Annotated in this window: 27 protein-coding genes and 1 tRNA gene; 7 read left to right on the plus strand and 21 right to left on the minus strand. The window is 58.9% G+C overall.

Going from position 1 to position 24269, the window contains the following annotated elements; genetic code table 11:
* Both ACM6HV_RS06195 and ACM6HV_RS06200 read left to right on the plus strand, forming a co-directional pair.
* Positions 1–880, plus strand: an 880-nt coding sequence (locus tag ACM6HV_RS06195) for an RHS repeat domain-containing protein (RefSeq protein ID WP_414903772.1), incomplete at its 5' end; no start/stop codon positions are given.
* Entirely contained in the window at positions 873–1256 is a 384-nt protein-coding gene (locus ACM6HV_RS06200) for a hypothetical protein (protein ID WP_414903773.1), read from the plus strand. The genes ACM6HV_RS06195 and ACM6HV_RS06200, both read left to right, overlap by 8 nt.
* Positions 1257–1518: 262 nt before the next feature.
* Here ACM6HV_RS06200 and ACM6HV_RS06205 read toward each other — a convergent pair whose 3' ends face one another.
* The 6 genes from ACM6HV_RS06205 to ACM6HV_RS06230 all read right to left on the minus strand — a co-directional run bounded on the left by ACM6HV_RS06205 (position 1519) and on the right by ACM6HV_RS06230 (position 4041).
* Positions 1519–1686, minus strand: a complete 168-nt coding sequence (locus ACM6HV_RS06205) for a hypothetical protein (RefSeq protein ID WP_174377150.1) — start codon at positions 1684–1686, stop codon at positions 1519–1521.
* A gap of 123 nt (positions 1687–1809) precedes the next feature.
* On the minus strand, positions 1810–2235 hold the full coding sequence (locus tag ACM6HV_RS06210) for a YMGG-like glycine zipper-containing protein (protein WP_041067599.1): 426 nt from the start codon (positions 2233–2235) through the stop codon (positions 1810–1812).
* Between the two features lie 134 nt (positions 2236–2369).
* On the minus strand, positions 2370–2738 hold the full coding sequence (locus ACM6HV_RS06215; RefSeq protein ID WP_145593244.1) for a glycine zipper domain-containing protein: 369 nt from the start codon (positions 2736–2738) through the stop codon (positions 2370–2372).
* A gap of 326 nt (positions 2739–3064) precedes the next feature.
* Positions 3065–3253: a hypothetical protein gene (locus tag ACM6HV_RS06220; protein WP_095667099.1), complete on the minus strand. Its 189-nt coding sequence runs from the start codon at positions 3251–3253 to the stop codon at positions 3065–3067.
* Between the two features lie 214 nt (positions 3254–3467).
* Positions 3468–3788 carry a YbjQ family protein gene (locus tag ACM6HV_RS06225; protein WP_414903774.1) on the minus strand — a complete coding sequence of 107 codons (321 nt, stop codon included), beginning with the start codon at positions 3786–3788 and terminating at the stop codon, positions 3468–3470.
* Positions 3789–3951: 163 nt separating this feature from the next.
* Positions 3952–4041 (minus strand) — tRNA-Ser (locus ACM6HV_RS06230).
* Positions 4042–4336: 295 nt separating this feature from the next.
* On the opposite strand from ACM6HV_RS06230, the gene ACM6HV_RS06235 reads away from it, so the two are divergent.
* From ACM6HV_RS06235 to ACM6HV_RS06245, 3 genes are all read left to right on the plus strand, one after another.
* Positions 4337–5026, plus strand: coding sequence for a crotonase/enoyl-CoA hydratase family protein (locus ACM6HV_RS06235; RefSeq protein ID WP_064586733.1), 690 nt, complete (start codon positions 4337–4339; stop codon positions 5024–5026).
* A 217-nt stretch (positions 5027–5243) separates the two neighbouring features.
* A complete protein-coding gene (locus tag ACM6HV_RS06240) occupies positions 5244–5966 on the plus strand; it encodes a 1-acylglycerol-3-phosphate O-acyltransferase (protein WP_108182139.1) in 723 nt (240 codons plus the stop codon).
* Positions 5967–6100: 134 nt separating this feature from the next.
* On the plus strand, positions 6101–7072 hold the full coding sequence (locus tag ACM6HV_RS06245; protein WP_027613314.1) for a magnesium and cobalt transport protein CorA: 972 nt from the start codon (positions 6101–6103) through the stop codon (positions 7070–7072).
* 99 nt (positions 7073–7171) lie between these two features.
* On the opposite strand, the gene ACM6HV_RS06250 is transcribed toward ACM6HV_RS06245, so the two are convergent.
* From ACM6HV_RS06250 to ACM6HV_RS06260, 3 genes are all read right to left on the minus strand, one after another.
* On the minus strand, positions 7172–7894 hold the full coding sequence (locus ACM6HV_RS06250) for an amidotransferase (protein ID WP_041068915.1): 723 nt from the start codon (positions 7892–7894) through the stop codon (positions 7172–7174).
* A 95-nt stretch (positions 7895–7989) separates the two neighbouring features.
* Positions 7990–10134, minus strand: a complete 2145-nt coding sequence (locus ACM6HV_RS06255) for a 3-hydroxyacyl-CoA dehydrogenase NAD-binding domain-containing protein (protein ID WP_414903775.1) — start codon at positions 10132–10134, stop codon at positions 7990–7992.
* A gap of 24 nt (positions 10135–10158) precedes the next feature.
* Entirely contained in the window at positions 10159–11364 is a 1206-nt protein-coding gene (locus ACM6HV_RS06260) for an acetyl-CoA C-acetyltransferase (protein WP_041068910.1), read from the minus strand.
* A 584-nt stretch (positions 11365–11948) separates the two neighbouring features.
* Here ACM6HV_RS06260 and ACM6HV_RS06265 point away from each other — a divergent pair.
* A complete protein-coding gene (locus ACM6HV_RS06265) occupies positions 11949–12770 on the plus strand; it encodes a c-type cytochrome (RefSeq protein ID WP_414903798.1) in 822 nt (273 codons plus the stop codon).
* A 120-nt stretch (positions 12771–12890) separates the two neighbouring features.
* Here the strand turns inward: ACM6HV_RS06265 and ACM6HV_RS06270 are convergent, their stop codons facing one another.
* From ACM6HV_RS06270 to ACM6HV_RS06315, 10 genes are all read right to left on the minus strand, one after another.
* Positions 12891–13700, minus strand: a complete 810-nt coding sequence (locus ACM6HV_RS06270) for a transglutaminase family protein (RefSeq protein WP_145593235.1) — start codon at positions 13698–13700, stop codon at positions 12891–12893.
* Positions 13697–14647, minus strand: a complete 951-nt coding sequence (locus tag ACM6HV_RS06275; RefSeq protein ID WP_007960702.1) for an alpha-E domain-containing protein — start codon at positions 14645–14647, stop codon at positions 13697–13699. The genes ACM6HV_RS06270 and ACM6HV_RS06275 overlap by 4 nt, the downstream gene beginning before the upstream one ends.
* A gap of 12 nt (positions 14648–14659) precedes the next feature.
* The gene (locus tag ACM6HV_RS06280) at positions 14660–16069 is read right to left on the minus strand and encodes a circularly permuted type 2 ATP-grasp protein (RefSeq protein WP_041068899.1); all 1410 of its coding nucleotides are present in this window, start codon (positions 16067–16069) and stop codon (positions 14660–14662) included.
* Positions 16070–16604: 535 nt separating this feature from the next.
* On the minus strand, positions 16605–16952 hold the full coding sequence (locus ACM6HV_RS06285; RefSeq protein ID WP_041068892.1) for a ribonuclease E inhibitor RraB: 348 nt from the start codon (positions 16950–16952) through the stop codon (positions 16605–16607).
* Positions 16953–17166: 214 nt separating this feature from the next.
* Positions 17167–17400 (minus strand): hypothetical protein, encoded by a 234-nt coding sequence (locus ACM6HV_RS06290; RefSeq protein ID WP_041068889.1) that lies wholly within the window; start codon positions 17398–17400, stop codon positions 17167–17169.
* Positions 17401–17615: 215 nt separating this feature from the next.
* Positions 17616–18491, minus strand: coding sequence for a polyamine aminopropyltransferase (gene speE / locus ACM6HV_RS06295; RefSeq protein WP_041068886.1), 876 nt, complete (start codon positions 18489–18491; stop codon positions 17616–17618).
* A 227-nt stretch (positions 18492–18718) separates the two neighbouring features.
* Complete coding sequence (locus ACM6HV_RS06300; RefSeq protein ID WP_007960694.1) at positions 18719–18910, minus strand: PLDc N-terminal domain-containing protein; 192 nt, start codon at positions 18908–18910, stop codon at positions 18719–18721.
* 71 nt (positions 18911–18981) lie between these two features.
* The gene (locus ACM6HV_RS06305; RefSeq protein WP_414903776.1) at positions 18982–19512 is read right to left on the minus strand and encodes a hypothetical protein; all 531 of its coding nucleotides are present in this window, start codon (positions 19510–19512) and stop codon (positions 18982–18984) included.
* Between the two features lie 158 nt (positions 19513–19670).
* Positions 19671–20189: an ankyrin repeat domain-containing protein gene (locus ACM6HV_RS06310; RefSeq protein WP_225138079.1), complete on the minus strand. Its 519-nt coding sequence runs from the start codon at positions 20187–20189 to the stop codon at positions 19671–19673.
* Between the two features lie 97 nt (positions 20190–20286).
* Positions 20287–22125 carry a long-chain-acyl-CoA synthetase gene (locus tag ACM6HV_RS06315; protein WP_414903777.1) on the minus strand — a complete coding sequence of 613 codons (1839 nt, stop codon included), beginning with the start codon at positions 22123–22125 and terminating at the stop codon, positions 20287–20289.
* Between the two features lie 377 nt (positions 22126–22502).
* Here ACM6HV_RS06315 and ACM6HV_RS06320 point away from each other — a divergent pair, with 377 nt between their 5' ends.
* Entirely contained in the window at positions 22503–22781 is a 279-nt protein-coding gene (locus ACM6HV_RS06320; RefSeq protein ID WP_027613327.1) for a DUF3509 domain-containing protein, read from the plus strand.
* A 177-nt stretch (positions 22782–22958) separates the two neighbouring features.
* Here the strand turns inward: ACM6HV_RS06320 and mtnC are convergent, their stop codons facing one another.
* Together mtnC and ACM6HV_RS06330 are read right to left on the minus strand one after the other, a co-directional pair.
* Positions 22959–23642 (minus strand): acireductone synthase, encoded by a 684-nt coding sequence (gene mtnC, locus ACM6HV_RS06325; RefSeq protein ID WP_145593232.1) that lies wholly within the window; start codon positions 23640–23642, stop codon positions 22959–22961.
* A 4-nt stretch (positions 23643–23646) separates the two neighbouring features.
* Positions 23647–24192: a 1,2-dihydroxy-3-keto-5-methylthiopentene dioxygenase gene (locus ACM6HV_RS06330; RefSeq protein ID WP_047293056.1), complete on the minus strand. Its 546-nt coding sequence runs from the start codon at positions 24190–24192 to the stop codon at positions 23647–23649.
* Positions 24193–24269 lie beyond the last annotated feature (77 nt).

A 24269-nucleotide genomic window follows, 5' to 3' on the forward strand; every position in this document is an offset into this window, starting at 1 on the left:
CTGGCAAGGCGACCACCTCGTCGCCGAAACCAGCAAAACCCACCACCGCAGCTACGTCTACGAACCCGGCACCTTCCGCCCGCTGGCGCTGCTCGACGGCAAAGGCCCGAGAAAGGCCTGCCCGTTCTACTACCAGCTCGACCACCTCGGCACCCCGCAGGAACTCACCGATTACAGCGGCGAAATCGTCTGGTCAGCCCAATACGACGCCTACGGCAAGGTCGCGGCGATCACCCTGGCCGGCGAGGACTACCTCGACCAGCCGCTGCGGTTTCAGGGGCAGTATTTCGATGCGGAGAGCGGGCTGCATTACAACCGGCATCGGTATTACGACCCGAGGTTGGGGCGGTATTTGACGCCGGATCCGATCAAGTTGGCCGGTGGGTTGAATCAGTACCGGTATGTGCCGAATCCGACGGGGTGGGTGGATCCGTTGGGGTTGAACTCCAATTGTCCACCGCCGAATAAGCCAGGTTGTTCATCACCGGACAGGGTTGATGGTTCGATTGTTGATGAGGCTAACCCTACGCTCCCAAAACCAAATTCCCGCCCTCAAGATTTTGGAAGTGACGAAAAGCTCTTAGGCCATTTTGAAAAGCATGGCGCAGAATTCAAGGCGATGAACAAGGAGGAATATTTACTCGTCGCACGAGAAGTAGTGAATCAAGGTACTCGTGTGGAGTATTTATACAAAGGCGAGGTGCGATCAGGGTACTTGCTATTGATGGGAAATAATCGGAAAGGTGAAGCAAAATTTGCTTTCGTGGGCACCAACACGAATGATGAAATTACGACGTTACACACCAAAAGTGGAAAGGAATTTTGGCGAACAATCAATGGCAACGCACAAGATAAAACCGTGAGACCTGCTCATGACTAAGACATACAAAGCATTAGTAGTCGGAATAGATCAATTCGTAGAAGACGCTGTTGACTTGGTAGTTGAGGGCTTTTCGCTGAAGTGTTTCGTCAGCTACAGCCCGTCAAAAATAGTGGTGGGAAATACTTACGACGTGGAGTTCGAAATGCTGTTGCCTGATGAAGAGTGCGTGATAGCGACCGAACGCGAAAAACAGCAGATTGAGATGCTTGACGGCGGGTTCTCTTGTGACATTTATGGCTACTTGGATGGAGACACCTTCCGATCGTTTGTAGATTTTTCGGACCAGGATATCCACTACGAATATCCCCAACTGAATGGGCGCTTCGTTAAAGTCAGCGCAGACAGGATTGATGTCTCTTTTTCTGTTCAATAGCCAATTAAACGATGCTTGGGGTGGCACTTGCGCTTGCAAGCCCTCTAAGAATCAAACGATGACCACTACTCCTCCGCGTTCTAATCCTCCAACGGCAACTCACCCCGCCCCAAAGGATCCGTAGGGGAAGACAGCGGATACTCCGGCGTTTGATCGACATCGTCATCCTTCTGCTCACCACTCATCTCACAAAGGGCCTGACCGAACCCAGGCCCTAACATTCTGAAGTATCACTACCAAGCAGGATCAAAAGAACAAACAATCACTGCTCATCCTCCTCCTCTTCATAATCATCCAAAGCCTCATCCGCATCATTCAACGGCACCGTCGCATCATCCATCAGCGACCCCGGATCCTCGTTGCCCGGATCATTGATAAACGGCAAACCGCTCGGACCTTTTTCTTCCTTGCCTTCGGTTTCGGGCGTCATGGCAAACCTCTACGTCTGGTGGGTTGTATAACGTTCGAAAAGCCCTACAGCCAATCGTTCCAGTGTCCGACCGCCAGACACGAAAAACCCGGCACCAGGCCGGGTTTCCTTTCGAATATTCAATCAATGATGGCGGTTTTTGTGTTTGTACTTGTTGTGCTTGTGACCACCGCCGGAATGCCCGCTTCCACCGTCGTCACCCAGGTTATTGCCCACCGCACCACCCGCTGCGCCGCCCAAACCGGCACCGATGGCGGAGCCGGTGGAGCCGCCCAGGCTATTACCAACCACCGAGCCGCCGGCAGCGCCGAGACCACCGCCGATGGCGGCTTCGGTGCGATTGTGTTTATTCGCTCCGACCGCGCTGCCTGCTGCGCCACCGACGCCTGCGCCCACTGCAGCACCGGTGCTGCCGCCGAGCTGGCCACCGACCACGTTACCGAGCACACCGCCCAGTCCGCCACCGACGGCGGCGCTACCATCGCCGGCGGCCATCGCACCTTGGGCGACCAGTAATCCGAAAAACAGTGCAGATAATGACAAACGCATTTGAACCTCACAGTTCCCGAATCGGGACGGTATGCCCACAGGGCCTATGTCAGATTGGAGACATTTTTCGGAAAAACGTTCAGCCATGAAAAAGCCCGGCGTCGAGCCGGGCTTTTTCTGACAAACATTCGCAATCAGTGACGCTTGTGACCTTTGGACAGGTTGGCGCCGACGGCACCACCCGCAGCGCCACCCAGGCCGGCGCCAATGGTCGCGCCATTTCGGCCGCCCAGGCTGTTGCCGATCACCGAACCACCGGCCGCGCCGACACCACCGCCGATAGCCGCCTTGGTGCGGTTACCTTTACCGGCGGCCATCGCACTGCCGGCCGCGCCTGCAACACCGGCACCAATCGCCGCGCCGGTGCTGCCGCCCATTTTCTGGCCGACCACATTACCCAGCGCACCACCCAGACCGCCGCCGAGTGCCGCAGTGCCTTCACCAGCCACCGCACCTTGAGCAACCAGAAGCCCCAGAACCAGAGCGGGCAATGTTAGACGCATGACAAAAACCTCAAAAATAGGGAGATCGAAAGGGGCCGAGATTGAAAGCTGCCGACGCGCTGAAGTCCAGAAAAATCAGCTTCCGCCGAGCACTTGGCGCCGATTGGACAGCGATTTGGCAAAAGGTTTTATCGCAGGCAAAAAAAAGCCCGCTGGGGAGACGGGCTGGAGACTTGCTTTCTAACGGATGGCTTCACCCTACGTCCGTGGACGTGAAAAGTTTGTGAAAAAAAAACCGAATCTGCCCGATCACTTGTAGGAGATTTCCTTTCATAAACATCAGGCATAAAAAACCCCGTTCATAGACGGGGTTGTTTGGTCTCACCTTACTTTCTTGACCGGGCCGAAACCTTCGGAAGGAATTTGGCTTTAGGACCTTTGGGCACCGCGGACTTGATCTTGCCAGTCTGCACCGGGTCCTCGCCAAAGCCCGATTGATACTCCGTCTGGCCGCAACGGACGCAGTTATTGAATGAAAACTCGGCTCCATCGTCTTCGATATACGGATCAGTCATAGCCTCTCCCCTTTGCAATAGATCGACACCGGCAAAGCCCTTTTGCCTGAAAAAATATCGACCTCCAAGGCTTTTGAGACTAGCCGGTCATTACCGGACTTGCGGTTCAGTTCGACCGATGCCCGACGAATGGCCTACACCTCTTCAACATCCCATTACCCGAAGACGCCCTGAAGCTTGTGGGATCCAAGCTATGGCGCTGACCTGCACAACCTCAACGCAACTTGACCGCTGTGCCGGTCGCGAACACCACGACCATGCCGCCCTTGCCCGCCTGCATGCTGATCTCGAAATCCAGCCCGACCACCGCATCCGCCTGCAACGCTCGAGCCCGCTCCTTGATCTCGTCCGTCGCCTGAACCCGCGCCTCTTTCAACGCACGCTCCAGCGTCTGCGAGCGCCCACCGAAAAAGTCGCGCATGCCGGCAAACAGGTCACGAATCACATTGACGCCCTGCACCGACTCCGCGCTGACAATGTCCAGGTACGCGGTGATCTGGCGGCCTTCGATGGCGTGGGTGGTGGAGATGATCATGGGAACCGTCCTTTTTCTGCGGATAAAGTGGCGATTGTAATGTGCGATGGGAAATCAGACCGGGCACTTGCGCACATGACTTCCGTGACGGATTAAAATCCAGACGCCAGAAACCACAAAACCCCTGATCTCTTTCGAAATCAGGGGTTTTGTGTATTGAATGTGGCGGTGAAGGAGAGATTCGAACTCTCGATACAGTTTCCTGTATACACACTTTCCAGGCGTGCTCCTTAAGCCACTCGGACACTTCACCGTATCTCTTCAAACATGTTCTGTCTGTCGAGGCGCGCTAATGTAGTCGAAAGCTTTTCTGATGGCAAACTTTTTTTCAGAATTTTCATGCGCTTAAGGCATAAAGGCGTTTCGACCCGCCTTGGGCGATGGCAAACCGGACAATCTCTGGTGACGGCCACCCTTCTATATAGAAGCAGAACGGTGTGCTACGCCGGGCGCGGCCGGAAACGGTGACTGGCGGGTCAGTCACGGCGCTTTACCTGGCCTGCGGTGGTGGGTAACGTCTGCCCATCTTTCTTACAAGGAATAGCGTCATGAGTGAGTTGATTGCCTACCACCTCGAAGACGGTATCGCGACCCTGACCTTGAACAACGGCAAGGTCAATGCCATTTCCCCGGACGTGATTGCGGCGTTCAACGCGGCGCTGGATCAGGCGAAGACTGATCGTGCCATCGTGATCATTACCGGTCAGCCGGGAATTCTGTCGGGCGGCTACGACTTGAAGGTGATGACCGCCGGGCCTAAAGAAGCCGTGGCACTGGTCACTGCTGGCTCGACCCTCGCCCGCCGCCTGCTCTCTCATCCGTTCCCGGTGATTGTCGCCTGCCCTGGTCACGCTGTGGCCAAAGGCGCGTTCCTGCTGTTGTCTGCCGATTACCGCATCGGCGTCGATGGCCCGTTCAGCATCGGCCTGAACGAAGTGCAGATCGGCATGACCATGCACCACGCCGGCATCGAGCTGGCCCGTGATCGCCTGCGTCGCTCGGCGTTCCACCGTTCGGTGATCAACGGCGAGATGTTTGATCCGAAAAGCGCGGTGGATGCCGGTTTCCTCGACAAGGTGGTGGCTGCCGAAGAGCTGCAAGGTGCAGCCCTGGCAGCAGCGCGTCAGCTGAAGAAGATCAACATGAACGCGCACAAGAACACCAAGCTCAAAGTGCGCAAGGCACTGCTCGAAGCCCTCGACAACGCGATCATTCAGGATCAGGAGCATCTGGGTTAAACCCACGCTTCCCGAGCCGAAGAAAAGCCCGACCGTCGTGTCGGGCTTTTTCCTGCGCGTTTGGTTAATCAAGCATCAACGGCTCTAGGACGGGTCTGACGATCGACTCGGAAACATGCGCTTAAACATCGCCTATCTCCGCACTCTATAGCAGCAATTGCCGAAAACAGTGCACATCCGTACACTGCGCCACCTTTTGTCCCGGTGGGGCCTGAAAATGCTGTTTGTGTTTCGTATGTTATTGATGGGCCTGCACTTTATTCTGGCCGGCGTGCTGGGCGTGATCCTCGGGCTGTGCCGTCCGTTCAACCCGGACAACAGCCGACTGTGCGCCCGCCTCTACGCGCTACCGGCCATGTGTATTTTGCGTTTGCGTGTGAAAGCTGAAGTCGGCCCGTTGATGAACAAGCCCGACAGCTGCGTGATCGTGGCCAACCATCAGTCCAACTACGACCTGTTCGTGTTCGGCAACGTGGTACCCCGCCGGACTGTGTGCATCGGCAAGAAGAGCCTGAAATGGGTGCCGCTGTTCGGGCAACTGTTCTGGCTGGCGGGCAACGTGTTGATCGATCGTGGGAACGCGCACAAGGCACGCAAGTCGATGCTCACCACCACCCACACTTTGCAGCACGAAGATACGTCGATCTGGGTGTTCCCGGAAGGCACGCGCAACCTCGGTGAAGAACTGCTGCCATTCAAGAAAGGCGCGTTCCAGATGGCGATCGCCGCCGGTGTGCCGATTGTGCCGGTATGCGTCAGCAGCTACATCAAGCACATGCGCCTGAACCGCTGGCGCAGCGGGAAAATTCTCATACGCTCGCTGCCGGCGATTCCTACAGCCGGGCTGACCATGGATGACATGCCCATGCTCATGTCCCAGTGCCGCGAACAGATGCGCGAATGCATCGCCGCGATGGATCAGCAGCTGCAAGCTGCGTGAAAAACCAACCCGCCTCGTGCGGGTTTTCTTTTGCCGGGTGAACTGTGCAGATTTCACTGACTCTCAAGCAGCGACACGGCTAAGCTGAAGCCTTGTATTCCCTGCCATCTGCCAAGAAGAAGTGAACCACCACCATGGGTCGAGTTGTTGCTGCTGCGGTTTACAGCGCCGGTAAGAAAGTCACCAATATCACGCTTGACGAAGGCGCCGCCTGGGCCGCAAAAACCGGGCATTTTGTCTGGATCGGCCTGGAAGAGCCGGACGCTCAGGAGCTGGCCAATCTGCAACGCCAGTTCAACCTGCACGAACTGGCCATCGAAGATGCCCTGGAAAAACACAGCCGGCCAAAGCTGGAAACCTTTGGTGACGCCTTGTTTATCGTCACCTACTCGCCGATCCGCGAGCATGGGATTTTGCAGTTCATCGAAACGCATATCTTCGCCGGCAAGGGCTACATCATCACCGCCCGCAACGGCCACTCGGCGTCCTATGCGCATGTCCGCCAGCGCTGTGAGGCGCGGCCGCTGTTGCTCGAGCACGGCGAAGATTTCGTCCTCTATGCACTGCTGGATTTCGTGATCGAAAACTACCAGCCAGTCGGCGAAGCAATTCATGCCGAGATAGATGAACTGGAGCGCAACGTGCTGTGCAGTGCGTTGAACGAGCATGACATCCAGAAACTTCACGGCCTGCGCCGCGATGTGTTGCGCCTGCGCCGTTATGCAGCGCCGATGGTGGAGATTGGCGAGGAGCTGCAGAAACTGAGTTTCCCGTTCATCGACAAGAACATGCGCCCGTACTTCCGCGACGTGCAGATTCACGTCACGCGGCAGATGGAAGACCTGACGACGCTGGCAGACATTGCCAGTCAGACCATCGAGATCGGCGTGTTGCTGGAGGCGTCACGGCAAAGTGTGGTGCAACGCAAGTTTGCCGCGTGGGCGGCGATTCTGGCGTTCCCGACGGCGGTCGCGGGGATTTACGGGATGAACTTCCAGAACATGCCGGAGCTGAGCTGGCATTACGGCTATTTCGCCGTGCTGGGGTTTATCACGGTGGGGTGCGTGAGTTTGTGGGCGAGTTTCAAGAGGTCGGGGTGGTTGTAGGGAAGCAAAAGCAAAAGATCGCAGCCTGCGGCAGCTCCTACATTGGGATGGTGTACACCCTGTAGGAGCTGCCGCAGGCTGCGATCTTTTGATCTGCTATCAAGCAGCTTCTGGCTTGTGCGCCACAAACCGCATCATCCATTCCGCCACCGTGGTGCCATGGTGCTCCTGCTCCAGGCTGGCCACGCCTTTGGAATAGATCTGTGACCCCAGCGCGTCCTGGCGCAGATCCAGCAGTGCCCGCGAATAGTCGTGGATGAATTCCGGGTGGCCCTGGAAGCACAGCACCTGATCGTTGATGTGGTAAGCGGCAAACGGGCAGAAATCGCTGGAGGCAATGACCGTGGCGTTTTCCGGCAACGCCGTGACCTGATCCTGGTGGCTGATCAGCAACGTCAGCTCTTCCCGCACCGGGCTCATCCACGGTGCCTTGGCCGCCAGTTTGTAGTTGTGGGTGCCGACGCCCCAGCCCTGAGTGGCGCGCTCACTCTTGCCGCCCAGCAACAGCGCCAGCAGTTGATGGCCGAAGCACACGCCGAGCAGCTTGTCGCCACGCTCGTAGCGAGTCAGCAGGTATTGCTTGAGAGTCTGGATCCACGGGTCGGTGCCGAACGAATCGGCCTTGCTGCCAGTGATCAGGTACGCATCGAAGGTCAGATCGTCGCTTGGGTATTCGCCCTGCATCACGTTGTACACGGTGAACTCGGCGGCAATCGGTTGCTGTGAGAACAGGCGCTGGAACATCTGCCCGTAACCCTGATATTGATCGACCAGTTCCGGACGCAGGATGTCGGTTTCCAGAATGCAGATGCGTAGCGACATAAAAAATACCTGACACGTGATGGGAATAATGAACACCCCAGAGCCTGCCTTGAAACACCCCGGCAAGGCAAGCCCCGCAGCGTTCAGCCGATCACTTAAAACAGCTCGCCTTTCGCGGCTTTTTCCAGCAGCAGCGCCGGTGGCGCAAAACGCTCGCCGTACTGCTCGGCCAGATACTGCGCGCGTGCGACGAAGTCCTGCACCCCGTACTGATTGATGAACTGCAACGCACCACCGGTCCACGGCGCAAAACCGATGCCGAAGATCGAGCCGACGTTGGCATCCGCCGTTGAGGTGAGCACGCCCTCCTCCAAGCAGCGCACGGTTTCCAGGGTCTGGACGAACAACAGCCGGTCACGCACATCCTTCGGCGAAATCTGCCCGTCGGCCTTCTCGAAACACGTCTTCAATTCGGGCCACAGATGCTTCTGAGCGCCGGCCGGGTAATCGTAAAAACCACCGCCGGCGGCTTTGCCCGGACGCTTGTATTCGTTGAGCAGCAAGTCAATCACAGCGAATGCCGGATGATCTGTCAGCGGTTTCCCTTCCGCTTGCAGGTCTTTGGCCGTTTGCTGACGGATATGGCTCATCAGGCTGAGGGAAACTTCGTCGGAGATCGCCAGCGGCCCGACCGGCATCCCGGCCTTGCGCGCTTCGGTCTCGATCATCGGCGCGCTCACACCCTCGCCGAGCATGGCGATGCCTTCGTTGGTGAAGGTGCCGAACACCCGCGAGGTAAAGAAGCCACGGCTGTCGTTGACCACGATCGGGGTTTTCTTGATCTGCAGGACGAAGTCGAAACCACGCGCCAGGGTTTCAGCACTGGTCTGCGCACCCTTGATGATTTCCACCAGCGGCATTTTGTCCACCGGGCTGAAGAAATGCAGACCGATGAACTTGCTCTGATCGGGTACTGCCGTCGCCAGCCCGGTGATCGGCAACGTTGACGTGTTGGAGGCAATCACCGCGTCAGGACCGACAATCTTTTGCGCTGCAGAGGAGACGTTGGCCTTCAGTTCACGGTCTTCGAACACCGCCTCGATGATCAGATCACAACCCGCCAGATCGGCATCGGTCTCGCTGGCCTGGATCCGCGCCAGCACCGCCTCGCGTTTTTCAGCCGTCATCTGCCCACGGGCGACTTTCTTGTCCAGCAATGCCGCCGAGTGGGCCTTGCCCTTCTCGGCCGCCGCCAGGTTGATGTCCTTGAGTACCACGTCGATACCGGCCGAAGCACTGACGAAGGCGATCCCGGCGCCCATCATCCCCGCGCCCAGCACACCGACCTTGCGCGTGACATATGGCGCTACACCCTGCGGCCGCGAGCCACCGGCGTTGATTTCGTTGAGCTGGAACCAGAAGGTGCCGATCAGGTTTTTCGAGATCTGCCCGGTGGTCAGTTCGGTGAAGTAACGGGTTTCGATCAGGTGCGCGGTGTCGAAGTCGACCTGCGCGCCCTCCACCGCCGCGCAGAGGATTTTCTCCGGCGCGGGCAGCGTGCCCTGAGTCTTGCTGCGCAGGATTGACGGCGCAATCGCCAGCATCTGCGCGACCTTCGGATTCGACGGCGTGCCGCCGGGAATCTGGTAGCCCTTCACATCCCAGCGCTGCACTGCGCTCGGGTTGGCGACAATCCAGGCGCGCGCCTTGGCCAGCAACTCGTCACGATCCGCCGCCAACTCATCAATCAGACCGGCCTGCAACGCCTGCTGTGGGCGGATCTTCTTGCCTTCGAGCAGATACGGCAGGGCTTTTTCGATACCGAGCATGCGCACCATACGCACCACCCCGCCGCCGCCCGGCAACAGACCGAGGGTCACTTCCGGCAGACCGAGTTGCACCGCCGCATCGTCCAGCGCCACCCGGTGATGGCACGCCAGGCAGATTTCCCAGCCTCCGCCGAGTGCGGCACCGTTGATCGCTGCGACCACCGGCTTGCCGAGGGTTTCCAGGGTGCGCAATTGCCCCTTGAGGCTCAGCACCATGTCATAGAAGGCTTTGGCTTCGGGTTTGCCGACCTTGATCAGCTCATTGAGGTCGCCGCCGGCAAAGAAGGTTTTCTTCGCCGAGGTGATGATGACCCCGGCGATGCTGTCTTTTTCCGCCACCAGCCGCGCAACGCAGGCGCCCATGGCCTGGCGGTACACGGCGTTCATGGTGTTGGCGCTCTGGCCCGGCATGTCGATGGTCAGCACGACGATGGCGTCCTGACCCTTTTCGTAACGAATGGCTTCGCTCATAACAAGATTCCTTGAATTCGGGGCTCAAAGGCGTTCGATGATGGTGGCAATGCCCATGCCGCCGCCGACGCACAGCGTCGCCAGGCCATAACGCAGGCGCCGGGTTTCCAGCTCATCGAGCAAGGTGCCGAGGATCGCGCATCCGGTGGCGCCCAGCGGATGGCCCATGGCGATCGAGCCGCCGTTGACGTTGACCTTGTCCGGGTCGACCGCCATGTCCTTGATGAACTTGAGCACCACCGAAGCAAACGCCTCGTTGACCTCGAACAGGTCGATGTCTTCCACGCGCAAACCGGCCTTGGCCAGCGCCTTGCGGGTGGCCGGCGCCGGGCCGGTGAGCATGATCGTCGGGTCAGTACTGGTCACCGCCGTGGCGACAATGCGCGCCCGAGGCTGCAAACCCAGCGCACGGCCCTTGGCTTCGGAGCCGATCAACATCAGCGCCGCACCGTCGACGATCCCGGAGCTGTTGCCCGGCGTGTGTACGTGGTTGATTCGCTCGACGTGGCTGTAAACCCGCAGCGCCGTGGCATCAAACCCCATCTGGCCGATCATTTCGAAACTCGGCTTGAGTTTGCCCAGGCCTTCCATCGTCGATTCGGCGCGAATGAATTCGTCGTGGTCGAGCAGGATAATGCCGTTCTGGTCCTGCACCGGCACCAACGACTTGTTGAACGAACCGTCGGCCCGTGCCCGCGCAGCTTTTTGCTGCGAGTGCAACGCATAGGCATCGACATCCTCACGGCTGAAGCCCTCAAGGGTAGCGATCAGATCCGCGCCAACGCCCTGCGGGGTGAAGTGGCTGTGCAGATTGGTCTGCGGGTCCAGCGCCCAGGCGCCGCCGTCACTGCCCATCGGTACCCGCGACATCGACTCGACGCCACCGACCACCACCAGGTCTTCGAAACCGGAGCGGACTTTCATCGCGCCGAGATTTACCGCTTCCAGACCGGAGGCGCAGAAGCGGTTGATCTGCACACCGGCGACGCTGACGTCCCAATCCGCCACCTGCACCGAGGTTTTGGCGATATCGGAACCTTGATCGCCAATCGGCGTGACGCAACCGAGTACCACGTCATCGACCTGGCTGGTGTCCAGCGCGGTACGGCTCTGCAGCGCGGTCAACAGCCCCGCGACCAGATTCACCGGTTTGACGCTGTGCAGCGCGCCATCGGCCTTGCCTTTGCCGCGGGGCGTACGTAGCGCATCGAAAATCAAAGCTTGGGTCATGACGTCCTCGAACCTGTGCGGTGAGTGAATTTCGTGGTCTCACTGTTGTCCCGCGCCGTCGAGGATTCAATGACCACAGCGCTCAATGATGTTGACGCGCACGCTCAGACGGACGGTCATCCACCCTCAGGTGAACCGGTTCAGGTCAGCGAGTTGTCTAGCAAGCGGGCGGCGAAGAAGCTGGCAATACGCCTCATGTCTTTTTTATTGCCAGCAGCAGCAAATACATACGAAATGGATCTAAGCCGCGCGTGACGCGGGCTCTAAGGTAGTACATGTACGTCAGGGTCGTCGGGTTTTGCCGGGGCCGACGTTCTTCTACAGGAAGTGCAGCGTTTGCCGTCATGGATATGCAGGCAAACATCAGGAAATAACAATAAAGGCGGTCAAGCCATGTTCAAACAACCGAAAGTTCGTCAAGCCGGGCTCATTCTTTTCGCCACCACGCTGTTGCTGATTTTGCCGAACCTGACCAAGGTCATCGGCTGACTCGCCGGCGGGTTGCATTTCATTGCCATCAACAATGTGACTGGCCCGCTTCCCGGGCCAGCGTGGCTGTGCCAACCTTTGCGCACTTCCACGACATGGACGGCGATCATTTGAAAACGCTCATTGTGTTCTGGGCCTTGCTGCTGAGCATGCCCTTGTCTGCGGCACAGCTGGATCTGCAGCTGGGCGCAACTCGTCACACCTGGCAGACCGAGGAATTGCTCAAGCACCCTCAGGTACAAACCCTGACCATCAAAAATGATGTGTCTTACAAGAAGGACATGACTTATCGTGCCGTCCCGGTCGCGGCGCTGCTCACGGGCATCAAACCGGACGATCATCTGCAAGCGGTGGCGCTGGACGGCTTTGCCGCCGAGCTGAGCGCTGCACCGTTGCTCAATACCAAAGGCGCACGGGCCTGGCTGGCGATCGAAGACCCGGCGCAGCCGTGGCCGCCGCTGTCCGAAGGCAAGCACAGCGCAGGGCCGTTCTATCTGGTATGGACCGACCCGCAAGTCGGCAATATCAGCCCGGAACAATGGCCGTTCCAGGTGGCAAGCATCAAGCGCATGGCGCCAGTGGCCGAGCGCTTCCCTGCCCTGTTGCCGGATCCCGCGCTGAAGGCGAATGACCCGGTGAATCAGGGTTTTGCGCTGTTCCAGAAGAACTGCCTGGCCTGCCACCGCTTGAACGGTGCGGGCGATGCGCAGTTCGGGCCGGACCTGAACATTCCGTACAACCCGACCGAGTATTTCGGCGCGGATTTCCTCAAGCGCTACATTCGTGATCCACAGAGTTTGCGCCAGTGGCCGCAGGCGAAGATGCCGGGGTTTTCGGCGGAGGTGTTGCCGGAGGGGGATTTGCAGTTGTTGATTGGCTATTTGCAGCACATGGCTGGGCGCAAGGTGAACCCCTGACGCCACTCCGTATGTGGGAGCGAGCCTGCTCGCGAAAGCGGAGTTTCAGACATCTCATTGCTGACTGATAAACCGCTTTCGCGAGCAGGCTCGCTCCCACAGGGTTTTGTGTGCAGCCAATTACTGTTGCTGGACGGAGATAACCGGCGTCGGCGTCGGCGACACCAACACCTTCGCATGCATCTGCTCGCTCCCCCCGCCCCGGCGCATGCCGCGCACCGGGCAGGCATCCAGATAATCCAGGCCCACCGCCAGTTTCAGATGGCGCTCCGGGCGGGCCAATTGGTTGGTCACATCAAAGCTGTACCAGGCGTCGTCCAGCCATGCTTCGGCCCAGGCATGGCTGGCCAGATGCTCGGCGTCCTCGCTGTACAGATAGCCGGAAACGTAGCGTGACGGGATCCCCAGGCTGCGTGCACAGGCGAGAAAGGCATGAGTGTGATCCTGGCAAACCCCGGCGCGCCCGGCAAAGGCTTCGGCGGCACTGGTGTCGACTTCGGTGGAGCCCGGCGTGTAGGTCATGTGCTGATTCAAGCCGTGCATCAGATCGATCAGGGCGGTGCGATCACGTCGCTGCTTGCAGGATTTTTCGGCAAACGTACGCAACGCTTCGTCCGCCTCGGTCAGGCGAGTGAAGCGCAGGAACGGCAGCGCCGACTGGCTCTCATGCTCAGCCTCGCGCAATTCGTCGATATCGACCTGGCCACGGGCGCCGATGATGATCGCTTCGTGCGGCTCATCCATGGTCAGCACGTGCAGGATATTGCCGAACGGATCGAGCTGGGCGCGCACCGGACGCGGCAGGTCAAGCTGCCAGCTCAATACGTGCTGACGCTCGCTGTCGTGCGGGGTCAGGCGCAGATACTGGATGCTCGCCCGCACCTGATCTTCATAGTGATAGGTGGTCTCGTGGCTAATGGAAAGTCTCATGCAGCCTCCAGGTATGAACTGTGAATCGCGTTGCCCAACTGGCGCACCAGCGGGATGAATTCGGTGAGCCAGGCGTGCAGGCCTTCGGCAAGGATTTCGTTGATGCCGGTGTAGCGCAGACGCGCGTCCATCTCAGCGGCCAGACGTTGCGCCGGACGGCCGTTGGCGCCTGGCAACTGGGCGAGGATCTGGTCGATTTCCTCGGTGCAGGCACGCAGCGAGCGCGGCACGTCGGCGCGCAACAGCAGCAGCTCGGCGACATGCCGGGCGCCGGGGGCGTCGCGGTAGATCTCGGTGTAGGCCTCGAAGGACGACAGCGCCCGCAGCAGCGCACTCCATTGATAGTAAGCGTGGGCGGTGCCGTCACTGACGGCCTCGGCCTGATCGCCGGCCATTTCATAGCGCGCATCAAGCAGGCGCAGCGTGTTGTCCGCACGCTCGATGAACGTCCCCAGACGAATGAAGCGGAACGCATCGTTGCGCATGATCGTGCCGTAGGACGCGCCACGGAACAGGTGCGAGCGCTCCTTGATCCACTCGCAGAAACGGCTCATGCCGTAACGGCTGAGGCCCTGCTCGGCAATGCCGCGAATCTCCAGCCAGGTGGCGTTGATGTTCTCCCACATGTCTGCGGTGATTCGTCCACGCACCGCGTGCGCACTGGCCCGCGCCGCGCCGAGACAGCTGTAGATGCTCGCCGGGTTGGCCGCATCGAGGGCGAAAAAATGCAGCAAGCGTTCGGCATGGAGTTCGCCGTGACGCTCAAGGTAATCGTCGAGGGTGCCGGTAATCAGCAGCGGCATGGCCAGCTCGTGCAGACCGTCGCCGCGACCGTCCTGCGGCATCAGCGACAGCGAATAACTGACATCGAGCATCCGCGCGAGGTTTTCCGCCCGCTCCAGGTAACGCGACATCCAGTACAGATCCGAGGCAGTTCTACTTAACATGGCAAGCTTCCTTCAATCCTCGACCACCCAGGTGTCCTTGGTTCCGCCACCCTGGGAGGAATTCACCACCAGGGAGCCTTCACGCAGGGCGACACGGGTCAAACCTCCGGGCACGACCCGGGTTTCGCGGCCAGACAGTACAAACGGACGCAGGTCGATATGGCGTGGTGCAATGCCGTTTTCGACAAAGGTCGGACAGGTCGACAGTGACAACGTCGGCTGCGCGATGTACGCGTGGGGTTTGGCTTTGATCCGCTCGCGGAATGCATCGATTTCCGCCGCCGTCGCCGCCGGCCCCACCAGCATCCCGTACCCGCCGGAGCCTTGGGTTTCCTTGACCACCAGATCCGGCAGATTGGCCAGGACGTGGGAAAGTTCCGAGGGGTTGCGGCACTGCCAGGTCGGAACGTTCTTCAGGATCGGCTCTTCGTCGAGGTAAAAGCGGATCATGTCGGTGACAAACGGGTACACCGACTTGTCGTCCGCCACGCCGGTGCCAATGGCGTTGGCCAGCACCACGTTGCCCGAGCGATAGGAAGACAACAGTCCCGGCACGCCGAGCATTGAGTCCGGGCGGAACGCCAGCGGGTCGAGGAAAGCGTCGTCGAGACGCCGGTAGATCACGTCCACCGCTTTCGGCCCGTCGGTGGTGCGCATGAAGACCTTGTCGTCACGCACGAACAGATCCGCGCCCTCCACCAGCTCGACGCCCATTTCCCGGGCCAGAAAGGCGTGTTCGAAGAACGCACTGTTGAAGCGCCCCGGCGTCAGTACCACCACGCTCGGGTCGTCGATCGGGCTGGAGCTTTTCAGGGTGTCGAGCAACAGGTTCGGGTAGTGATCGATGGGCGCGATGCGCTGGGCGGCGAACAGCTCCGGAAACAGGCGCATCATCATCTTGCGGTCTTCAAGCATGTAGCTGACGCCGCTCGGGGTACGCAGGTTGTCTTCGAGCACGTAGTAGGTGCCGTCGCCGTCGCGCACCAGATCAACGCCGGAAATATGCGAATAGATATCGCGGTGCAGGTCCAGGCCCTGCATCGCCAACTGGTACTGCTCGTTGGCCAGCACCTGTTCGGCGGGAATGATCCCGGCCTTGATGATGCGCTGCTCGTGATAGAGGTCGGCGAGGAACATGTTCAGCGCCTTGACCCGCTGGATGCAGCCGCGCTCGACGATCCGCCATTCGCTGGCGGGAATACTGCGCGGAATGGTGTCGAACGGAATCAGGCGCTCGGTGCCCTGCTCGTCGCCATAGAGCGTGAAGGTGATCCCGGCCCGGTGGAACAGCAGGTCGGCCTCGCGCCGCCGTTGCGCCAGCAACTCGTCAGGCGTGTCGGCAAGCCAGCGGGCGAACTCCCGGTAATGCGGGCGGACCTGGCCGCCGGCATCGTACATTTCATCAAAATAGGTGCGGATCATGCCGTACTCCTTGTCACCCGGACCTACAGGCCTTCGCAAGGCCCGTGCCATCGGCATAAACGCTTTGATTTCAATCGGTTGGATAATCAAGCCGCAAACACCGCACCATTCCTGTGCGGCAAATGCTCCAACAGGATTGCCCCCGCTTCATTGCGACGCACTGCATCGCCTATCACCAGCATAGTCAGAGTTGATTTCACTGCTTGCGCCGGGCTGCGGATAATCGGCGCATTCGCTGAAAACTTCCCCACTGAAGACTTCAGCTCCACTGATCCGGACTGCCCGCGCAGTCCCCGCAGGCCGTAACCCTGACCGGTTTCCTCTCCTTATCGGTCTTCCCTTTTAGCCACCCTCTCCGGTGGCTTTTTTTTGCCTTTCTGAAATGTTTTGAAAGTAAAAAGCAAAAGATCGCAACCTCCGGCAGCTCCTGCAGGTGATTGGTGCAGGAGCTGCCGGAGGTTGCGATCTTTTGATCTTTGAAAACGACAACGGCCAACCCGAAGGTCAGCCGTTGCTCAATACCTGAAACCAGAGATCAGTTCAGACGATGGCGGTTGCGCACCTCCTGCTTGACGCCCCAGCCTTCGATGATGCCGCCCAGCGGCTCGACCACGGCAGAAAAGCCCTGCTCGAAATCGCCAATGTCGTCATAGGTCGCGTGCATCACTTTGCTCAGTTCCAGTGACCAGGCGCCATCTTCGCGCGCACTGACCTGGGCATTGATGGATTCACCACGAAATTTGCCCGCCGCCCTGCGCGCCCGCTCCTCGTCCGGGAAAATGGCGTAGAACTCGATGGGATGGAACCGGGAAAAGTCGAAACCGCCTTCTTTCATGCGGCGCAGTACATTGCTGCTGATGTCTTCTTGATAGGCTGTGCTCATGAAACGTCCCCCTCGGATAGATGGATAGACTTTCCGTATTCCCGCCCCGGGCCTTACAGGCCAGAAGTACATCGGCAAACCGGTTGCCGGCGGGAAACAAGCATGTAGCTGACAAGACCAGACCTTAGCGATTCGTTCGCTGATCTCGCTTGCAGAGTAGCCCCAAGATAGAGCTGCTGCCAAGGCCTGGTTGTTGCGGATGAAAGGAAGATTTTCAGATTGGAGTGATGCTGCGGATCTTGATGCTGTTCTGGGTTTCGAGGCTTTTGACGCCAGCATCAGGGGTTCGCCCTTCCAGATCGTTCAGATCCAGTTTGGCGGCCACCGGCAGGAGCCGTTCCTTGATCAGGCGTGCAGCCTCGTCATCACTGGGGCATTCCGCGCGCTCGAACACCTCATCGACAATTTCACCATGATCGTCCACGAAAGTGACTTTCCACTTTTGCATCGGTGCCTCCTCGATCAAACCCGCAAATGGGCTTACTACTATCTCGACTTTTGGCGAGATTGATCGTTCAAAAGGTTTGCAGCGCACGAACATGAAAAAAAATACATCCACTGTAGGAGCTGCCGCAGGCTGCGATCTTTTGACTTTGATTGTTTAAAAAGCAAGATCAAAAGATCGCAGCCTGCGGCAGCTCCTACAGGGGTTTTGCAGGGCTTTTAGTCGTTGCTTGGCTTGTTGATCGCCTGCAGCACGTACTGTGGCAGCGCGAACGCGCCGATGTGGATTTCCGGGTTGTAGTAGCGGGTGACGATGCCGCTGCCGATGAAGCGCTGCTGCAGGGTTTCACGGCTCAGCTTGCGATAGGCCGGGTTGGTCGAGCCCCAGGCGAAGGTCATCGAACCGCCAATGTAGGTCGGCACGGCCGCTTGATAGAAGTGCCAGTCCGGGAACAGGCTGCGCAGGCGACCGGCGGTGGTTTTGACTTCGTCGATCTGCATGAACGGCGTGCCGTTCTGGGTCACGAGGATCCCGCCTTCGTTCAGGCAACGGTGACAGGCCTGGTAGAAGTTCTCCGAGAACAGCACTTCGCCCGGACCGATCGGGTCGGTGGAGTCGGAGATGATCACGTCGAATTTTTCTGTGGTGGTGGCGACGAAACGCATGCCGTCGTCGATCACCAGATTCAGGCGTGGATCGTCATAGGCGCCCTTGGAGTGGTTCGGCAGAAATTCCTTGCACATGTCGACCACGGTGCCGTCGATCTCGACCATGGTGATGTGCTCGACGCTGGCGTGTTTGGTCACTTCGCGCAGCATGCCACCGTCACCGCCGCCGATGATCAGCACGCGCTTGGCGGTGCCGTGGGCGAGGATCGGCACGTGGGTGAGCATTTCGTGGTAGATGAATTCGTCGGCTTCGGTGGTCTGGATCACGCCGTCCAGCGCCATCACCCGACCCATGCGCGGGTTCTGGAAGATCACCAGGTGTTGATGTTCGGTGCGCACTTCGTGCAGCAGTTTTTCCATGCGAAAACGCTGGCCGTAGCCTTCGTAGAGGGTTTCCAGGTACTCGCTGGTCTTGGTGACGGTCATGGTCAAGTGCTCCGATGAATGCGCGGGCGTCGATCGTGGGGATGATTGCCCGGGAAAGGCGCGCATTCTACGTTGCCGAAGATGACAGGTCGAACCTCTGTTCATCGACAATCCACAATCCATGTAGGAGCTGCCGAAGGCTGCGATCTTTTGATCTCTGTTTTAAAAAAAACAAAGTCAAAAGATCGCAGCCTTCGGCAGCTCCTACAGGGGTATTACAGTGTTCTTCAGACCCGCACATTGCCCCGCGGCCCGGCAATCGCCCAGATGATCAGGCCCAGCACTGGCAGGAGGATGATCAGCAGGACCCAGAGGATTTTCATCCCGGTCTCGGCACCGCTTTTCAGTACGTTGATAATGGCCCAGATGTCGAGGGCAAGAATGATCAGGCCAATCAGCCCGTTGAACGTGGAACCCATGGTGTCACTCCAGATTAGTGGCATGCACTTTTAGGATAGACGGTCGCGCGCAGGGTTCCCTTTTATTGCGCTCAGACGTGAACGGCGACTTTCAGCGCTTCCAGCGACGGCGCCGCCGCGATGCCGACTTCGGCACACAGCTCCAGCACTCGTGGCACGTCGTTGCCGTAGACCAGCACCACTTGCAGCTCGTCATCGAGCAACTGACTGAAGTTCATCAGCGTGTAACCGCCGTTTTCCTTGTTCAGGCTGCTCATCTGCACCTGAATGCGGTTGAGTGCGGTCAGTGCCTCGGTCTTGGCCAGTTGCTTGGGCTTGAGGTTGAATTCGACGCCCGGGCCAAACGAGGCGACGATCTGCGCGAACAGGTCAACGTAGGTGTCAGCCTGAAACAGCACGGTGTCCGGCAGGCTGCCGACCACCACCCACTCACCCAGCGGAATCGGGAAAGAGTCGTCGTAGTTGATGTCCGGGTTGGCTGCCAGAAAGGCATCGGCATCGACGTAGGCCTGCGCCGCTTCGTCCGCCACGTTCAGGATCTCGTCCTCGCCCATGCAGCCGGAGCTGATTTTGCTGATGAGTTCGACGAGTGCGGCTTTCATGAGGGCGGATCCTGTGGAAGGTTGAATTTGAGGGCGCGGAGGATAGCGCACAAAGCAAAAGATCGCAGCCTGCGGCAGCTCCTACAAGTTCCGCACCCATTTGGCGAACGAATGTGAGACCTGTAGGAGCTGCCGCAGGCTGCGATCTTTTGACCTTATCAGGCCTGCAGCTTTTCCAGCTGCGCCGTGGTATCGACCGCCCCCATGGTCCGCGCCGCGTCCAGCGCGGTGATGCCATTGGCATCTTTGGCTTGCGGATCCGCACCTTTGCCGATCAGGTAATCGACGATTTCAACGCGGTTGAACATCGCCGCCATCATCAACGCCGTGCGCCCGTCAAAGGACGAACCTTCGATCTCGGCCCCCGCTTCCACCAGCGCCTTGACCACCGCCAGATCGCCTTTGAACGCGGCACCGGCGATCGGGCTCTGGCCGTTGCCGTTACGCATTTCCGGGTCGGCCTTGTGCTTGAGCAGCACCTGCACCGCGTCGACGTGGCCGTAGTAACTGGCGAGCATCAAGAGCGTGTCGCCCTTGCTGTTTTTCAGGTTCACCGGTAAACCGGCGCTGATCAGCCGATCAAGCATCAGCGCATCACCTTCGCGCGCCTTGTTGAAAACCTGCTCGGTGAATTCGGCAGCTTCTTCAGGGGTCATCTGGCGGCTTTGGTCAGACATTGGGCAACTCCACTTTCGGTTATTCGCAAAGCCGACAGTTTCCCGAGCGCGACGATAGCTGTCACCCCCTTTTTCTCAAGTCCTGCCATAGCCAATCTCAATAGCGGTACTTGCCCTGATGAATATCGGTCAGCACCTGATCCGTCACCTGCACGTAAGTCTGAGTGCCGGGCAACCAGGCATAGATTGGGTCATCCCCCGTCTGGGCGGGGTCGAAGCCCTCATTTTTCAAACGGGTCTTCTGGTATTTGAACGTCCCGGTGGTTTCCATTTTCACCTTCACCCGCAGGAACAGCGGCACCGCATACGCCGGCATACGCTGACGGGCGAATGCGAGCAATTCAGTGAAATCCAGGGTCGCCAGTGACTCGGCGGGCGTAATGGCGGCCATCCCGGCGCGACCGTTGGTGTTGCGCACTTCCACACCGTAGGCCACCGCCTCGGAAATGTGCGGATGCTGCAACAACAGGTTTTCCACTTCCGTGGTCGAGACGTTTTCGCCCTTCCAGCGGTAGGTATCGCCGAGGCGATCGACAAACTGCGCATGGCCGAAACCGATATTGCGCAGCAAGTCGCCGGTATTGAAGAAGCGGTCGCCCTTGCTGAACACATCGTGCAGCACCACTTTGGCGGTTTTCTCTGGGTCGGTGTAGCCGTCCAGCGGGGCCTTTTCGTCGATCCGTGCCAGCAGCAAGCCCTGCTCGCCCTTGCCGACCTTGCGCATGAAGCCGTCGGCGCTGCGCAACGGCTGCCCGCTGTCGTAGTCGTAAGCCACCAGTTCCCAGGCCATCAGCGAGAAACCAATGGTGTTGTCGAAGTTGAGAATGTTGCTGAAGCCGATATTGCCGTCACTCGCCGCGTACAGCTCGCAGATGTGCTCGACGGCAAACCGGGTCTTGAACTCGGCCCAGGCGCCGGGACGCAAGCCGTTACCGATCATCTTGCGCACGGCGTGACGGCTGTCATCGGCGCTGGGCGGTTGATCGACCAGATAGCGGCACAATTCGCCGACATACCCGAGGGTGGTCGCGTTATAGCGACGCACGTCCGGCCAGAACTGGCTGGCGCTGAACTTGCGGCGGATGGCGAACCCGGAAGCACCGTTGATCGCCGAGCCCCAGCACACGCAGAGGCCGGTGGCGTGGTACAGCGGCAAGGTGCAATAGACGACGTCGTCGGGCGTCATGTTCAGGGCGATCATGCCGAAGCTGGCCGAGCTGCGCATCCAGCGGCCGTGCTTGAACACCCCGGCCTTGGGCAGGCCGGTGGTGCCGGAGGTGTAGATGTAAAAACACGGATCGTTGAAGAATACTTCGCCGCTGCTGGGCGGGTTGTCACCGGACGCATCGGCACTGGCACTGATCAGGTTGATGTAGCCATCGGGCGCAATGCCCGGGTGGCTGTAGGTGTCGCGGTCAGCGATAAACCAGGTGCGCTGCGCCGGGATCGATACCTGCTCGCGGATCGCGGCAAACGCCGGCTGCAGTTCTTCACCGAGCACGATCGCCACTGGCGCCACCAGATTGATGCTGTGAATCAGCGTATCGCGAGTCTGCGAGGTGTTGAGCAATGCGCTAACGGCACCGAGCTTGGCCAGCGCCAGAATGGTCACCAGCAGTTCCGGGCGGTTTTCAATGAACACCGCGACCACATCGCCCTTGCCGATGCCCTGCGCACTCAAATAGTGGGCGATGCGATTGGCCCATTGGTTGACCTGCGCGTAAGTCAGCAAGACGTTGTCCTGCAGGATCGCCAGGCCTTCAGGGTTACGCAGGGTTGCCTGCTCGAAGGTCCAGCCGAGGCCACACGTTTGGGTCGGATCCGTGACGTTGGCGACTTTCATGCCCTTGACCACCCGCGGGATGGCTTTGGCGATTGTCGGCAGTTTGCGGAGCATCATGCTCCAGGTAATCGTGTCGCTCGGCGCGTGACTCATGGCAGTTCCCCGTTCGACCTGACTGGCCGGTTTCTTATTGTTCGGGCCGTGGCATGACCTGCGTTGCGGGCAAGGTCGGGATCGAAAATACGACAGCGCTTCTCAAGCTGTACACGCGGTTTTTGCAATGTTTTGTATCCGCCCGCTCATGCCTGGCAGCGGAGATTGCGCCTTTGCGATTTGGTTCCGTTCAAGTGAAGAGAATCCCGCAAAATGCAGGATGCACGATGGCCATTCATGCAGTTTGCACGACCCGTGCAAATTTCATGATTATTAACCAATTGATTTAAAAGGATTTTTTATTTTTCAAATGCTGGCACAATCGCTGCAACCTCCTCTGCATGCTTGCCCTTCAAGTGCATACGGAGCTGAAAGACATGAGCCTGATTCAAGAAAAATTTACCTCCCTGTTCTCCAACTTCAACGTCACCACTGCACCGCGTCCTGATGGCGGAATTTTGCTGACCTTGCGCAGCAGCGAAGGCAAAGTGTTCAAGCGCGCCTTGACCTACCAGCAAATGCACAACGCCGACCAACTGTCGTGGGCAATCAGCGCCATCCGTCGTGACCTGGCAGAAGAAGCCAGTGAATTGCCGCAGATTGCAATGCTGCAAAGCCAGCAGCGTTTTGCCCTGCCGACGTATCACTCGCTGTAAAAATGTAAACGCATTAAACAAAAAAGGCCGTGGAGCATCTGCTCTACGGCCTTTTGTTTGTGCGCGGCTTTTATGTAGGAGCTGCGGAACGCTGCGATCTTTTGATCTTGATCTTTAATACCAAATCAAGATCAAAAGATCGCAGCCTTCGGCAGCTCCTACAGGGGTTGTGCGTGGTTAGAAGGCTTCGGGTTCGATGCCGGTGAAGCTGTCGACGGTGATATGGCTTCCCAGTTCTCCACCCTCGCGGGCCAGGCCACAGGTCTGCAAACCGGCAGCCTGCGCGGCATCCAGTTCCTCGACGATATCCGACAGAAACAGAATCTCCCCCGGCTCGACGCCAATTGCCTGTTGGATGTTGCGATAGGACTGTTCTTCGCGTTTAGGCCCCGACGTGGTGTCGAAATACCCGCTGAACAGCGGTGTCAGATCCCCCGCCTCGGAGCAGCCGAAGATCAGCTTCTGCGCCTGGATCGAACCGGACGAATACACAAACAGTTGATAACCGGCCTGGTGCCAGCGCTTGAGCGCTTCAACGGCATCCGGGTAAACGTGGCCTTTCAACTGCCCGGCTTGATAGCCCTGCGCCCAGACCATGCCTTGCAGCGCTTTGAGCGGCGTGGCTTTGCGATCTTCCTCGATCCAGCTCAAGAGAATTTCAACAACCCGTTCAACATCGGCCTGCGGTGCATTGCTGTCGCGACGTACGGCGGCGATCTGCTCGGCGACATCGGCGCGCTCGGCATTCTGCCGCACGAAGTCCGGCAGGTGTTTGGCGGCATACGGGAACAGCACGTCGAAGACGAAACTCACCGCGCTGGTGGTGCCTTCAATGTCGGTGAGGATGACTTTGATCGACATCGGCTCAGTCCTCCAGACGCGGGAAGCGCCCGGCGATGTCTTCGCCGGTGAAGTTGGCAACCCAGCCTTCCGGGTTGTTGAACAGGCGGATCGCCACGAAGTGCGGGTGCTCGCCCATGTCGAACCAGTGCTTGGTGCCGGCTGGCACCGAGATCAGGTCGTTCTTCTCGCACAACACCGCGTAGACGTAATCGTCGATGTGCAGGGTGAACAGGCCACGACCGGCGACGAAAAAGCGTACTTCGTCTTCGCCATGGCGGTGTTCTTCAAGGAACTTGGCGCGCAGTTCGGCTTTTTGCGGGTGGTCGCTGTTGAGGCTGATCACATCGACGGTGATGTAACCGCGCTCGGTCATCAGTTTGTCGATCTGCTCCTGATAGGCGCTGATCACCTCCTCCTGGCTGGCGCCGGGCTGGATCTTCGTCGCGGCTTGCCAGCGGTCGAAGCGCACGCCCTGCTCGGCGAGCGTCGAGGCGATGTCTTCGAAATGGGTCAGCACCTTGTTCGGAATCTCGGGGCTGGATACGTGATAAACGGACAGGCTGCTCATGGGCAATTCCTCGGTAACGGCCTTGCCCTCCGGTTCTTGCAGACCGGTCGGGCAGTGCATTTCATCAGGCAAATGGG

The organism is Pseudomonas sp. IT-P260, from assembly GCF_949768395.1.
Taxonomy (GTDB): Bacteria; Pseudomonadota; Gammaproteobacteria; order Pseudomonadales; family Pseudomonadaceae; genus Aquipseudomonas; species Aquipseudomonas parakoreensis.

Coding starts and splice junctions, on each gene's coding strand:
- ACM6HV_RS06270 (WP_145593235.1), bottom strand. CDS start 13,700: ATGAGACTTTCCATTAGCCACGAGACCACCTATCACTATGAAGATCAG.
- ACM6HV_RS06300 (WP_007960694.1), bottom strand. CDS start 18,910: ATGGGTTCCACGTTCAACGGGCTGATTGGCCTGATCATTCTTGCCCTC.
- ACM6HV_RS06255 (WP_414903775.1), bottom strand. CDS start 10,134: ATGAGCGAAGCCATTCGTTACGAAAAGGGTCAGGACGCCATCGTCGTG.
- ACM6HV_RS06210 (WP_041067599.1), bottom strand. CDS start 2,235: ATGCGTTTGTCATTATCTGCACTGTTTTTCGGATTACTGGTCGCCCAA.
- ACM6HV_RS06260 (WP_041068910.1), bottom strand. CDS start 11,364: ATGACCCAAGCTTTGATTTTCGATGCGCTACGTACGCCCCGCGGCAAA.
- mtnC (WP_145593232.1), bottom strand. CDS start 23,642: ATGTCGATCAAAGTCATCCTCACCGACATTGAAGGCACCACCAGCGCG.
- ACM6HV_RS06225 (WP_414903774.1), bottom strand. CDS start 3,788: ATGATCATCTCCACCACCCACGCCATCGAAGGCCGCCAGATCACCGCG.
- ACM6HV_RS06200 (WP_414903773.1), top strand. CDS start 873: ATGACTAAGACATACAAAGCATTAGTAGTCGGAATAGATCAATTCGTA.
- ACM6HV_RS06240 (WP_108182139.1), top strand. CDS start 5,244: ATGCTGTTTGTGTTTCGTATGTTATTGATGGGCCTGCACTTTATTCTG.
- ACM6HV_RS06265 (WP_414903798.1), top strand. CDS start 11,949: ATGGACGGCGATCATTTGAAAACGCTCATTGTGTTCTGGGCCTTGCTG.
- ACM6HV_RS06250 (WP_041068915.1), bottom strand. CDS start 7,894: ATGTCGCTACGCATCTGCATTCTGGAAACCGACATCCTGCGTCCGGAA.
- ACM6HV_RS06320 (WP_027613327.1), top strand. CDS start 22,503: ATGAGCCTGATTCAAGAAAAATTTACCTCCCTGTTCTCCAACTTCAAC.
- ACM6HV_RS06205 (WP_174377150.1), bottom strand. CDS start 1,686: ATGACGCCCGAAACCGAAGGCAAGGAAGAAAAAGGTCCGAGCGGTTTG.
- ACM6HV_RS06310 (WP_225138079.1), bottom strand. CDS start 20,189: ATGTCTGACCAAAGCCGCCAGATGACCCCTGAAGAAGCTGCCGAATTC.
- ACM6HV_RS06235 (WP_064586733.1), top strand. CDS start 4,337: ATGAGTGAGTTGATTGCCTACCACCTCGAAGACGGTATCGCGACCCTG.
- ACM6HV_RS06290 (WP_041068889.1), bottom strand. CDS start 17,400: ATGCAAAAGTGGAAAGTCACTTTCGTGGACGATCATGGTGAAATTGTC.
- ACM6HV_RS06305 (WP_414903776.1), bottom strand. CDS start 19,512: ATGAAAGCCGCACTCGTCGAACTCATCAGCAAAATCAGCTCCGGCTGC.
- ACM6HV_RS06245 (WP_027613314.1), top strand. CDS start 6,101: ATGGGTCGAGTTGTTGCTGCTGCGGTTTACAGCGCCGGTAAGAAAGTC.
- ACM6HV_RS06285 (WP_041068892.1), bottom strand. CDS start 16,952: ATGAGCACAGCCTATCAAGAAGACATCAGCAGCAATGTACTGCGCCGC.
- ACM6HV_RS06275 (WP_007960702.1), bottom strand. CDS start 14,647: ATGTTAAGTAGAACTGCCTCGGATCTGTACTGGATGTCGCGTTACCTG.
- ACM6HV_RS06220 (WP_095667099.1), bottom strand. CDS start 3,253: ATGACTGATCCGTATATCGAAGACGATGGAGCCGAGTTTTCATTCAAT.
- ACM6HV_RS06215 (WP_145593244.1), bottom strand. CDS start 2,738: ATGCGTCTAACATTGCCCGCTCTGGTTCTGGGGCTTCTGGTTGCTCAA.
- ACM6HV_RS06280 (WP_041068899.1), bottom strand. CDS start 16,069: ATGATCCGCACCTATTTTGATGAAATGTACGATGCCGGCGGCCAGGTC.
- ACM6HV_RS06315 (WP_414903777.1), bottom strand. CDS start 22,125: ATGAGTCACGCGCCGAGCGACACGATTACCTGGAGCATGATGCTCCGC.
- ACM6HV_RS06330 (WP_047293056.1), bottom strand. CDS start 24,192: ATGAGCAGCCTGTCCGTTTATCACGTATCCAGCCCCGAGATTCCGAAC.
- speE (WP_041068886.1), bottom strand. CDS start 18,491: ATGACCGTCACCAAGACCAGCGAGTACCTGGAAACCCTCTACGAAGGC.